Origin of the sequence: Pseudoalteromonas distincta (assembly GCF_005877035.1) — a bacterium.
Lineage (GTDB): Bacteria > Pseudomonadota > Gammaproteobacteria > Enterobacterales > Alteromonadaceae > Pseudoalteromonas > Pseudoalteromonas distincta.
Genome location: NZ_CP040558.1, coordinates 2,386,323 through 2,398,290 on the forward strand (window position 1 = coordinate 2,386,323; position 11,968 = coordinate 2,398,290).

Here is an 11,968-nt window from a genome sequence, read left to right on the forward strand (position 1 = left end):
GTGCAAAAGATCAACATAATGGCGCTCCTTTTTTCAACAACTGAACTATTGAAACGACCATGCTAAACGAGCTAGATTGGCTTTTAAATACTACACTACTTGCACTAGGTTTAGGTGCATTCTTTATTAACCAGATAACACTGCTGCGCGTTGCCGCCATTAGTGCATGTGGTTTATTGTTCTTATCATTTAGCCTAGATCTTATGTCGTCGAGCGTTATTTCAAATATGAGTTTAGTGTTGATCAACACTTTTTACTTGTTTAAAGTTTATACATTTGGGCAATTTAATGTAACCCAAAGTTAACAACTTTTCCTTAGAATATTTAATAGCCCAGCATTGCTGGGCTTTTTTATTGCTAATTTTTAAAATATTAGAAACACGTTAGATCAGGACAGTATTAAACGCCACTAAAGCACCACTGCAATAATGGTGCTGTGCATGTACTGTTGAGTGAAACGAGAAGAAAGACGAAAACTGAAAATACCTAATAAGCTAGGTTAATCTGCTATTGTTAATTCACTTTGGGTTTGTGTTTTAGATGGGCTATCTTCAGCGTTAGCCTGATTAAACCAAGCTGAAACACCTAGCACGATAATTGAAATAACAACGAGGCTTAATTTAGCCCCACTTTGACTGGATTTCATAACACCCTCTTTATATTTTTATTAGTGAGAATATCTTTTACACTAATGAAAATTACAAATGTTAACAAGCTGTTTTTTAAACTAATTAGCTATCAGCTAATAACCTTTAGTTCTATCCACTGAATTATTGAGTGCTAAGCCCTTATTCAAACGTTCAATATTATCGGCTATTTGGTCTATAACGCTATTTAAATCAGATAGCGCTGCACAATGTGGTGTAAGTGTTATTTTGGGGTTTCCCCAGTAAGGGTGGTTCTGCGTTAAAGGTTCTTGGTCAAAAACATCCAAGGTAGCAGCGCGTAAGCTATCGCTATTTAATGCATTTAATAAATCTTGCTCAACCACATGAGCGCCACGTGCCACATTAATAACAACAGCATGTGAAGGTAGCTTAGCGAGCATTGAGTGATTAATAATACCCTTCGTTGCCTGCGTAAGAGGTAATAAGCACACAAGATAATCAATCTTGCAAAGCATATCGCTAAGTCCTTCATCGCCATAATAAACCTCGACATTAGTCGTGTTTTTATTACTTTGCGCCCAAGCACTTACTTTAAAGCCATTAATTACAAGTTTTTGCGCACATGCTTTACCTAATTCGCCAAATCCAAGTATACCAACATGTTTATTACTAAAAGCTCGTTTTGGCTTCCATGTTTGCTGTGTTTGTTTAGTGTAATACTCTTTCAAGCGTGATTTTTGAGCTAAGACATGTGTAAGTACATATTCCGCCATATCTTCAGCTAGTTGCATGTCCACAATACGTACTACTTCAACACTTTCGTCGAGTAATGTTAAATCGATACTGTCTACGCCAGCACCAAATGACGACACAGCTTTTAAGTTAGGCAGCTGCGGCCACATAGATTCTGGCGCTTTCCACGCAAGTACAAAATCCACATTATTTGCGTTTTTGCAATCAGGCCATTGCTCTATCAATGTATTTGGTAATCGCTCTTGTAACTTCGTTATTAGCTTTTCGTTGTTGCGCCCCGTTATAGCCACCAATACCGACATAAATTCTCCTAGCAATTCACAGTTTATAATTTAGTACTTTAAAAAGTCACACTACTGCAAAGTAACTGTCACACCCTTTTTTTAATCTTACATGTATAGCGAATAGACCAAACGGAATATGAGGTTAATATGATAAGTGTTGATAAAGTAATTGCAGCAAACTTACCACAACTAGAGAACTCTCCAAAAGTAAAAGGTTTAGTAAAAAAGGGCTTAGGTTACTTATTGCATGAACAAGAGTTTATCACCTTTGGTAATACCTACCCTCACCTACAAGGATTAGAATTTGTTGAGCAAGTACTTGATGAACTCAATTTTGATACGCGCTATAAACCTAAGCAGATAGAACATATTCCTAACGAGGGTAAACTTGTTATTGTTGCTAACCACCCTATTGGTTCATTAGATGCTTTAGCACTTATCAAAGTACTCTCTACAGTAAGGCAAGATTTAAAAGTAGTCGCAAACCGCATGTTAATGTCGGTCAGCGCAATGCATTCTCTTTTACTCCCTGTTGATAACTTATCTGGTATGAGTAAAAAGCAAGAGCTTAGTAATATACAAAACCATTTAAAAGGTGGAGGTGCCTTACTTATATTTCCTGCAGGGGAAGTGTCGCGCCTAGGACCAACCGGCATTAAGGATTGCAAATGGAATAGCGGTTTTTTACGTATGGCAAAAAAAGCCAACTGCCCCATTTTACCTATTTTTATTAAAGCCAAAAATAGTCCACTTTTTTATGGTACATCAATGATTTATAAACCTCTGGCAAGTTTATTATTAGTGACAGAAATGTTTAAGCAGCGCAAAAAATCTTTAGAGTTTGAGATTGGTGCTTCTATCCCTCCTGAGTCCTACTTAATAGAAAACCTTAAAGATAAAGAAATTGTAAACCTCATACGTAAACAGCTTTATAGGCTTACAACTAAAAAAACACTGCCGCTAAAAACACAAACACCTATTGCTGTGCCTGAGTGTAGAAAAGAACTAAAAAGAGCAATTGAGCAATGTCAGCTTCTGGGTAAAACACACGATGGCATGCACATTCATCTATATCAATATGTAGGTAGTTCACCTATTTTTAGAGAGCTAGGACGCCTCAGAGAAATAGCATTTAGAGCAGTAGGTGAAGGAAGCGGTAAGCGTCGTGATATAGATAAATACGATATGGATTACCAACACCTTGTACTGTGGGACCCTATGCAACTAGAGCTAGTAGGTGCTTATCGATTAGCCTGTGCACAACAGATAATACAAAAGCATGGACGTGAAGGCTTATATACCGATAGTTTATTTTCTTACACCGACGCTATGACACCCTATCTACACCAAGGAATTGAGCTTGGTCGAAGTTTTGTACAACCTAAGTATTGGGGACGTAAGAGTCTTGACTATTTATGGTACGGTATTGGTGCTTTTATAAAAAACTACCCACAGTATAGGTATTTATTTGGGGCCGTAAGCGTGTCCAACGCTCTACCTGAGCAAGCCAAAGCCATGCTCGTTTATTACTATCAACATTACTATAAAAGCAGCATAGAACTAGCTACACCTAATAATGAGCTTAAATTAACTGAGCAACAGCTAACTCAATGCAATATTCTTTTTAATGGAAACGATGTTAAAGAAGATTTTGTAGAGTTAAAGCATGTGTTAGCTAATATGGGCGCTCAAGTCCCTACTTTATTTAAACAATATACTGAGCTTTGCAATCCTGGCGGCGTACAATTTTTAAGCTTTAGCATTGATCCCGATTTTAATAATTGTATTGATGGATTGGTATTAGTCGATCTTAAAAGTGTTAAAGAAAACAAAGCTAAACGTTATTTGGAATAACTATTGATAAGTAAAGTCAGTGCACCGAGTATTTTATGCCTTATAAAGTACTCGGTTTATATTTAATTATAAATACCGACTCAATCGCATTTAAGTCTTCCAATACTTTTTTAAGTGTCGGGTGTTTAAATTATTTTCGTTCCCTGCTAAAAAGATATTTTCTTGTTTATTAAGGCCCTTGGTTAAACACGAGATTATGGCAAGGCAGTGCCTGCCTTAATATATTCATGTGACTGTTAATTAAATAAATATGTCAATCTTTACAAAAGCATAACGACACTAAAATTAATCTAAATCAATAAAACATTTTATAAGCTTCAAATGCTTTTTAAACTTTGATCTAGAACAGGTTTTCATATTTATTGCTCGGTAATAATAGCGCCAATCAAACAGTAGTTCTTGGAGAACAACATGAAAACTCAAATTAGCATCGCATTATTAACCTCTTTATTAGCACTCTCTCCAGCTGCACACGCTAACTTTAGCGTAAATGTTGGCGCTATTAACGTAAACCCTGATAATAGTAGCTCAGCGATTAATGAAGCACCTACGCTAGGCCTTAAAGGTGATTCAGATACTCAACTAGGTATCACCGTAGATTATGCATTTAACGATCAATGGGTGTTAGAGCTGATAGCAGCCACACCGTTTTCACACGATGTAAATGGCGCAGGCGGCTTAGCAGGCAACAAAATTGCAGATATAAAACAACTTCCACCGTCATTGGTTGCACAATACCACTTTTTAGATACAAGCTATGCGCTAAGACCTTTTATAGGCGTAGGCATAAACTACACTGCATTTTTTGATGAGCAACCCTCTCAAGCACTTAAAGCAACACTAGGAACAGACGATGTAGAAGTAAAGTTAGATGATTCGTTTGGCTTTATGGCTCAGGTAGGTGCTAACTATAAAATTGATAAAAACTGGGGTTTACACGCTATGGTATCAATTATGGATATTGATACCGATGCCACTGTTTATGCTAATGGTGCAAAAGCGCTTACATCAACTGTTGAGCTTGACCCTGTTGTGGCTATGTTTGGTGTTAGGTACAGTTTTTAAAGCAAATATAAAGTAGTACATAGCTACCCAATTACAATGTGTGTTAAAAGGCCAAAAGGCCTTTTTTTCATTTGTAGAGATTAGGGCTGGTTACTTAACTTTTTCTGCTCTAACATTTCTTTCCAGTGCATTACTTCACTTGGCAATATAGGTGTTTGCCCATCAAAACCAGCAACTTCAAGCATTTCTTCAATACTTATAATACCCTTTTTACTTTTAAATACACCGCGTACATAAGCAATAGCATGTAAGCCTCGCTCTGAATGAAACTTTTGCTCAATATAAAAGTATTTATGATCCCAGCCAACTAACTTAGTACTTATTGTATATCGCTGCATAGGTTTAATATCGCGGATATAAGTAATAGCAGTTGCGTTAACAATCGGAAACCAACGACGCTTCATTATTTGCTTTAGTAAGCCAACACGCTCCGTCATCCACGTGCGAGATAAATCCATCATCGCAAGATAGCGTGAGTTCGTTAAATGTAGATTAATATCACAATCAGTCGGCAAAGCTTTGTAATCAATATCTACTGTATCAAGTAGATTTTGATATTGCTTATTGCGTTTAATTTTGAAAAATAATAATAAAAGTCGAATATATAAGTTCACAAAAAAGGTCTTACCAGTTTAATTTATTCGAGTGTAGCATAGCCCCTTGCGAAGACGAATATTCTACTTTAATCTTAAATCATTATTACAATAAAAAAGATAACTAATGAAATCAAAACTAAAAATCATCGCTGCACTGGCCCTATTAGTCCCCAGCTACAATGCTTTTGCCGATTTTTCGTTACCAGGTAAAGGCTCAGTAACTTACCCTACTGGTATAGTTAAAGAATTTAAATTTGGTTTTGAATGGCAGCAAAAAGCTGAGAAATTCACTATTGGATCTAAAAGTTACAATATGGAGCAAATTCCTAGCTCTTATTCTGTCGCCATCACGCTTTCAAAAGATGACAGCCAAGTATGGGTTCAAGAATTTAATAACGGGTTTATTGAGGAGTTTGAATGGCAAATTGGCGAACATACAGTCACTCTAGAAAAGCAGCAGTTTAGCGACCCGGTAAAAGGTGACTATGTTATTGAGCTAAATGGCCGTAGCTATTTTTTCACTCGTAATAACGCCAGTATCGTAATGAACTTTAACGAAGAAGGTATTGAGACGATTGCAATTGATGGGGTAACAAAAAATATGGGCACTAAAAATTAGTCCCCATATTTTAATTTCTTTAAGTCAATTACACTTTTACTGTTTTTCGATTAATCCCGTAATCACGTAACTTATTAGCTACAGCGGTGTGACTTAGGCCCAATCGCTTAGCTAACTGACGTGAGCTTGGGTAAGCAGGGTAGAGTTTGCGAAGTAAAGTCGCTTCAAAACGTTTAACAGCTTGATCTAGTGAGCCTTCAAAATCAGACTCTAAATACCCTAAATCATGGGTAAAAGTTGGTAACTGTAAATGCTCTACGCGAAGCTCGCTATCATCTAGTAACGACACTGCACGGTAAATTGCATTTTCCAGCTGACGCACATTTCCAGGCCACGGATACTCTTGTAAAAAGCTTAAACATTCTTGTGATAAAACAGGAATTGCATGACCATTTTGTTGTGCGTATTTTTGAATAAAATGCTCTGCAAGTGGCCCTACATCTGCTTTTCTATCTCTTAGTGGCGCTATTTCTAAAGTAAGCACGTTTATACGGTAATATAAGTCTTCTCTAAAAACCCCTTCTTGTACCATTGCAGGTAAGTCTTTTTGAGTAGCGGCAACAATACGTACATTTACTTTAACTTCGTTCTCATCGCCTACTTTTCTAAACGTACCATCTTGTAAAAAACGCAGTAACTTAGTTTGTAGTTGAGTCGACATTTCGCCAACTTCATCTAAAAATACAGTTCCACCATCAGCTTGCTCTAATACACCACGCTTTGGCGCTGCGTTTTCTTCGTACCCGGCATAACCAAATAATTCAGACTCAGCAACATCATCAGGAAGTGAAGCACACGATAGCGCAATAAAAGGCTTAACAGAGCGATTAGATGCGTAATGGCACGCTCTAGCTAATAACTCTTTACCTGTGCCAGTTTCACCAGTAATCAAAATAGGGGCTTCTAGTTGAGCCATTTTGCGTGCTTCGCGCACAACTCGGCGCATTGCCGTACTAAAGTTATGAATAGTAGCAAAGCTTTCTTGCCCGTAGCGTCTAAATGCACTGACCTGCTGCCCTAAGCGGCTTTGCGATTTAATGTTAATAACCGCACCCGCAAGCACATCACCCTCACTACCTTGAGGGACTGCAATTGGTAAAATGTCTGCAATAAAATCCTCACCCGCCACTTCAACGCGTGTGGTTTGCCCGAGCACTTCTTTACCTTCTAGCCAACGTGTAAAGTTAAACCCTTTAAGTAAGTTATTAATATTTGCACCAATAACTTCTTTTTCAATTAACTGTAAGTCCTTACATGCTGCATCGTTGCATAAGCGCACCCAACCTTTGGCATCAATAGAGATAACGCCATCAGGCAATGCGCGTAGCAAAGTATTTAATTCGTTGTGTTCACGCTCAGATGGTAAAAACGCAGTGGTACGCACGTCATGTACGCCGTCGATTAAACGTATCGATGGCATAATCTTTTGAAATTGTTCAAATTCTATTTCGGGAAAACTAACGTACATACGACAATTTACAGAATCAACTTCAATTCCTTTTAGATCAACGCTGTAGTTAACTAATATATTAAGGATTTCTTGAGCAATACCAATTCGATCAGCACAGTGAATATCTAGACGCATACATCCTCAAAGAAGGAAAAACTATATTAGCTGAATAATACGCTAAGTCGCTTTGAGAAGGTAGCTTATTGTAAACATTTTTGGACGAAACAGACTGCGAAAGCGATAAGTTGAAATGTAATTAAATGAAGAAAAGTAGCACTGATATTTAACTATACCAGTGCTATTTGTTAAATTTTATTATGTGACTACTTACCTTGTGGGTAAGCAGACCAATCACCACCATCTAATTGTATAAATGGTCTTTGGTTAACATACATCATTATTGTGCCTTCGTTTTCAGCAACCTTAGGTGCTGTAGGTAGGTTTTCAAGCAAATTAGCAACACTATTATTCCCACCAAATACATCAGTTTGCAGCGCCTTGCTTACCAGCTCTGAAAGCGCAAAGTAACTTGTTGAATCATCAACCACAATTTGCGAGTAGTTTTGTACGTCTGGGCCTATAAATTTAATTGCTACAGGTACCGACACAATTGCAGGGCTTGGGATTTCACGTAAACCTGCAAACTGTACTTTGTCACCTTTTAAATTAGCGCCGTGTTCAGGCACTATCATTAACATAACGTTGCGGCCACGCTTTTCTAATTTTTTTACAAATTGGTTAATATCAGCAAACAAGTTTTTATGTCTGATTGGGTATGTCTCTTTACTATTTACCCTTGGTTGATTCTCTAGCTGATTACCATCATGTAAACTTGTGGTGTTGTAGTACATCGCACACGGCTTACAATCATCAGCTTGCTCTAACCAACCATCCAGCACAGCTTCATCTGAGTAAATAGGACTATTATCAAAACCTCGTAGCGCCACTGGCATTGAATCGATATTAAATGGCGTGCTATCTAGACCACCGTACTTATTTATTAAACCTTTAAACTCATCAAAATGTCCGTCGTGATTCATCACGACATTATTTTGATAACCTAGTTTCTCTAGGTTTTTAAACAAGTGGCATTGTTCAGGTGCCTCTTTAAATAATGCTGTTTGACTCGTTTGCCCACAACTAGCGCGCAGCAGTCTTACCGCAGCGGGTCCACTGTATGACGTAGCCGAGTTAAAGTCTGAAAACACCACATCAAAGTCTTTATACATATCAGTAACACTTACACCAATAGCATTTAAATCAGCAACAGCCATTGAGCATATGTTCAAAATAATGACATCAAACAGCTCACCATTCACTTGGTTTGGAAAGTGGCTCATTAGTAAGCTTTGTTGTTGGTAAAAATCAGCTAATTTTTGATCAGGAGATTGCGCTGCCTGAGTGATCACTTGTGTTTGAGGATTACTTTGATTTTGAGTAACCGGTTCAGGGGTTGCCACATTATTAACGAATTGTGATTGAGAGTTATCTCCTTGCCACCCTACAACTAACAGCCCAACAATAGTCACGGTTGTAAAGCGTATCCATTGCGATGTATACCAAAAACACACACTAATTACGAACAAAGCCAACAACATATCAACGCTAATAACTCGGGTTAATAGCTCGATAAAGTAACCAAAACTAAAATCTTGAACGTTACCTGCTTGTTTAGTCAACCTGTTTATTGGTGGCAACCATGAGTCTTGATAAAGTAATACCACAGCAAACACAGCACCTAGTATATGTTTTGCCTTCTCTATTAATGGCTGTTTAAATTTAATCGCAAGCAATGCAGCAAAAGCGGCATTAGTTAGTACGTTAAAATCAATTGCACCGTAATAAAACAGAGCAAACTTAACTAAAAAATAAAGGTTCCAAACCCCTAAACCTGATAATTTCACTGCTTATCCTTTTTTACTGTATTTGGTGTATAAGGCTCTAGTACTTCATGTTTAAAAGTAAGCTTATAATAATATTTTGTTATTTGAGATAAAATGTATTTGCCTAGCATACAAAGCACCGCGCCAAGCACCATTGCAAGAAACACGGTAATTAAAAGCTGATTCATACTCATAAGTTATCTCTTAGTTTCATTATAAAAGGCTTAGCATCTGGGCGGCTTTTACTAGAAAATTCTGGGGTGTTAATATTTTCAGTAACGCTATTTGCTATATCAGGTGCAAATTTATAGCTATCATTCTCAGCAAGTTTTTGCGAGAAATCTACAACACTCTTACCTTTATAAAATCGCCTTAACTGTTTACATTCTTGTTGAATGTAAAAGTGGTCAGAAATTATATTTTGCTGTACAAAAAAATCACTCGTTTTTAATTTAAACAAATGCTTAATTGCATTATCAACGTCATTTTCTCTACAAGCATGCAAATATAAATAAACTGTATTATCTGCAATGCTAAATACATCACCTTCGCGCTTGATATGAAATAAATGCAAAGGATGAATAGGGTCAATTCTTGGTAGTAGCTCAAGTTTCACTAGCACACCACTAACACCTAAATTAACGGCTGAGTCACTATGAATTTCTACTTGTTTCGTAAACTCGATGAAAGGTAAATATCCTTTCGAAAAGGTATTTTCAGTGTATTTTAAAACATCCTCAACTGAGGAAGGTAAAGGCCTTGAAAACTTAAAACCTTGAATAGATTGCACTTGTGAAAGCAAACGCGAAGGCTCTGAAAAGCTATACAAAATTAGATTTACACCCAAGGTTAAAAATAAGCACTCATCTTGATGACGAATAACACCATCAACATTTTGAATAACAAGCTTTAACCATCGTCCGCAGTTTTTTCTAAGTTCAAAACACTGCTTACCCAATAGCGCCAAATCGGTGTAACGCGTAACTGCAAAAATTAAGGTGGCTGCTTCTACTTTTGGGCCTTTATTAAATAAATCATTATTATCTTTTACGCTTTTATAATGCATCGGTAACTTAGTACCTTCGGGCACAGCACTTTGCACGAGCCAAACATCGTCTTCATCGGCAAAGTCTGAGTGTTTAAGTGTTTTACTTTCGCTTGCCGTTCCAGTTTGAACAACAAACTGATTACCACTTAATAATATTTGGTAATGTTCACCAGCAATAACCCCCCTACTGTGACGCCAATAATCATATTCAAGTACTCGAACCGCAGAGTCGTTATCAACAAATACCAGCCCATCAAATACATTGTTTAATCGTCTAAATAAAAAGCGATAATTTGCAATATCAGGTCCCGAAATTAAAAATAATAATGTAGCTCCCGTACTACGAACAAAATCGTTGTACTGCCTCATCATCAACTCTAAGCTTTTCTCGTCAGTACTGCTTAACTGTGCTGTATTAAAATGAACAAAAATAAGCGCTTTGCTTAGGCGTTTATAAGCACTTATTTCTTTTATAATACCTGAATTAATTTTCTCTATAGAATGATTCTGTGTTTCTGAGGCCAACGAAAAAGGGTGTACTCTATTATGCTTATAAGCATAATTTAACGATGCAGAAAAAGAAGAATCAAAAAATGATTCAACCTCTTGGGAAACTATATATATATCATTAACCAAGCTTTGGTTAATTGAATGTAACGCCAATTCGATTACAAAATTGTCTAAAGGGGCTAAAACAGCATAACTTGAAGCCGATTTTAACTCTTTTGCAGCAGGCTCTAATCCCGTTATGTTAAAGTTATGCACTTAAAACGCCCTATAAAAAATACTTTTTTACTAGTTTTAACCGTTATTCTATATATAATAGCCAAATATTGTCCACTTTTAATCAAAATAATTAAAGTAACTGTAAAGGTAAGAATGAATAACTTGACGCCTAAAAACTCACAAACGTTAACATCAAGTGACATAGAAAACCTTGCACTACGTTTTGGTGGAAAGAGTGATGACTACATAGAAATTGTAAACAAGCAGCAAAATAATAATACAATTAATAAGTACGCATTACTTAAAGAAATAAACAACGAACTAAACACATAAGTTAGTTCAATTAAAGATAGGTAAAACATCCGTTGCAAAGAGTTTTCGTTAAAGGTATCAAAGGCGGTTTAGGCACTACCTCTGTGGTTGCAAATTTAGCGTGCGTGCTAAAAAAGTCTGACGTTGACGTTATTGCAATCGATCTAGATGCAAAAAGTGACCTAGGTTTACATTTTGGCTTGCCATGGAAATATACCAAAGGCTGGAGTAATGAAGCGAGCTTTGAAGATGCACTTGTGCATTTTCATCAAGATGACGATGGCATTATATTTTTACCATTTGGTGACAACACTGATACTAGCATCGATAACATCACTAAAATGGTAAATAGATGCAAAAACCTAAATTATAGCCAAGAAGCGTGGGTAATTTTTGACTGCCCTGCACATATTAACCTTCCGCACTATCCGTTAGAGAAAAACGATATTGTAATTGAACTGGTTAATTGCGACGCTATTTGTCACAGCTTAATTTATAGACGCCTACAAACACTCAAAAATTCAGATACTGATTGGAAGCATTACTTTTTAGTTAACCGCTATAACTCTGCATCTACGCTAGAATTTGACTTGTTTTCTCTTTGGCAATCTACGCTCCCCCTTATGGCTCCGTTTTTTATCAACAGTGACGAAGTTATTAAAGAGTCAACCGCATACAGAAATGTAGCGCTTAATTGCGCGCCATATAGTGTCGCAAACGATGACTTTGAAACACTAGCTGGTTGGCTAGTTAGTAAAGCGACCTTATAA

12 protein-coding genes are annotated in these 11,968 nt (G+C 36.9%); 6 read left to right on the forward strand and 6 right to left on the reverse strand.

The genetic code is table 11. The annotated features are described in order from the left end of the window. Positions 1–59 precede the first annotated feature (59 nt). Positions 60–305: a hypothetical protein gene (locus FFU37_RS10665; RefSeq protein WP_002958222.1), complete on the forward strand. Its 246-nt coding sequence runs from the start codon at positions 60–62 to the stop codon at positions 303–305. Between the two features lie 194 nt (positions 306–499). On the opposite strand, the gene FFU37_RS20290 is transcribed toward FFU37_RS10665, so the two are convergent. Both FFU37_RS20290 and FFU37_RS10670 read right to left on the reverse strand, forming a co-directional pair. Beyond that, the gene (locus FFU37_RS20290; protein WP_002958221.1) at positions 500–646 is read right to left on the reverse strand and encodes a hypothetical protein; all 147 of its coding nucleotides are present in this window, start codon (positions 644–646) and stop codon (positions 500–502) included. Between the two features lie 96 nt (positions 647–742). Beyond that, the gene (locus FFU37_RS10670; protein WP_138489457.1) at positions 743–1,663 is read right to left on the reverse strand and encodes a 2-hydroxyacid dehydrogenase; all 921 of its coding nucleotides are present in this window, start codon (positions 1,661–1,663) and stop codon (positions 743–745) included. A gap of 129 nt (positions 1,664–1,792) precedes the next feature. Between FFU37_RS10670 and olsF the strand changes: the two genes are divergently transcribed. Further along, positions 1,793–3,499, forward strand: coding sequence for a bifunctional ornithine lipid synthase OlsF (gene olsF, locus FFU37_RS10675; RefSeq protein WP_002958219.1), 1,707 nt, complete (start codon positions 1,793–1,795; stop codon positions 3,497–3,499). 411 nt (positions 3,500–3,910) lie between these two features. Next, the gene (locus FFU37_RS10680; RefSeq protein WP_039487096.1) at positions 3,911–4,564 is read left to right on the forward strand and encodes an OmpW/AlkL family protein; all 654 of its coding nucleotides are present in this window, start codon (positions 3,911–3,913) and stop codon (positions 4,562–4,564) included. Positions 4,565–4,644: 80 nt separating this feature from the next. Here the strand turns inward: FFU37_RS10680 and FFU37_RS10685 are convergent, their stop codons facing one another. Then, entirely contained in the window at positions 4,645–5,178 is a 534-nt protein-coding gene (locus FFU37_RS10685) for a thioesterase family protein (protein ID WP_138489458.1), read from the reverse strand. 106 nt (positions 5,179–5,284) lie between these two features. Between FFU37_RS10685 and FFU37_RS10690 the strand changes: the two genes are divergently transcribed. Beyond that, positions 5,285–5,779: a hypothetical protein gene (locus FFU37_RS10690; RefSeq protein ID WP_138489459.1), complete on the forward strand. Its 495-nt coding sequence runs from the start codon at positions 5,285–5,287 to the stop codon at positions 5,777–5,779. Between the two features lie 28 nt (positions 5,780–5,807). Here FFU37_RS10690 and tyrR read toward each other — a convergent pair whose 3' ends face one another. From tyrR to bcsE, 3 genes are all read right to left on the reverse strand, one after another. Beyond that, entirely contained in the window at positions 5,808–7,364 is a 1,557-nt protein-coding gene (tyrR, locus tag FFU37_RS10695; protein ID WP_002958215.1) for a transcriptional regulator TyrR, read from the reverse strand. Positions 7,365–7,552: 188 nt separating this feature from the next. Beyond that, entirely contained in the window at positions 7,553–9,133 is a 1,581-nt protein-coding gene (bcsG, locus tag FFU37_RS10700) for a cellulose biosynthesis protein BcsG (protein ID WP_138489460.1), read from the reverse strand. 169 nt (positions 9,134–9,302) lie between these two features. Then, on the reverse strand, positions 9,303–10,925 hold the full coding sequence (gene bcsE / locus FFU37_RS10705; protein ID WP_039487103.1) for a cellulose biosynthesis protein BcsE: 1,623 nt from the start codon (positions 10,923–10,925) through the stop codon (positions 9,303–9,305). A gap of 114 nt (positions 10,926–11,039) precedes the next feature. Here bcsE and bcsR point away from each other — a divergent pair, with 114 nt between their 5' ends. Then, positions 11,040–11,219: a BcsR/BcsP family cellulose biosynthesis protein gene (gene bcsR / locus FFU37_RS10710; RefSeq protein WP_002958211.1), complete on the forward strand. Its 180-nt coding sequence runs from the start codon at positions 11,040–11,042 to the stop codon at positions 11,217–11,219. Positions 11,220–11,251: 32 nt separating this feature from the next. Beyond that, the gene (gene bcsQ, locus FFU37_RS10715) at positions 11,252–11,968 is read left to right on the forward strand and encodes a cellulose biosynthesis protein BcsQ (protein WP_138489461.1); all 717 of its coding nucleotides are present in this window, start codon (positions 11,252–11,254) and stop codon (positions 11,966–11,968) included.

Bases quoted from the DNA above. Each gene is read 5' to 3' on its own strand.
- FFU37_RS10665 (WP_002958222.1), top strand. From the start codon at position 60: ATGCTAAACGAGCTAGATTGGCTTTTAAATACTACACTACTTGCACTA.
- FFU37_RS20290 (WP_002958221.1), bottom strand. From the start codon at position 646: ATGAAATCCAGTCAAAGTGGGGCTAAATTAAGCCTCGTTGTTATTTCA.
- FFU37_RS10670 (WP_138489457.1), bottom strand. From the start codon at position 1,663: ATGTCGGTATTGGTGGCTATAACGGGGCGCAACAACGAAAAGCTAATA.
- olsF (WP_002958219.1), top strand. From the start codon at position 1,793: ATGATAAGTGTTGATAAAGTAATTGCAGCAAACTTACCACAACTAGAG.
- FFU37_RS10680 (WP_039487096.1), top strand. From the start codon at position 3,911: ATGAAAACTCAAATTAGCATCGCATTATTAACCTCTTTATTAGCACTC.
- FFU37_RS10690 (WP_138489459.1), top strand. From the start codon at position 5,285: ATGAAATCAAAACTAAAAATCATCGCTGCACTGGCCCTATTAGTCCCC.
- tyrR (WP_002958215.1), bottom strand. From the start codon at position 7,364: ATGCGTCTAGATATTCACTGTGCTGATCGAATTGGTATTGCTCAAGAA.
- bcsR (WP_002958211.1), top strand. From the start codon at position 11,040: ATGAATAACTTGACGCCTAAAAACTCACAAACGTTAACATCAAGTGAC.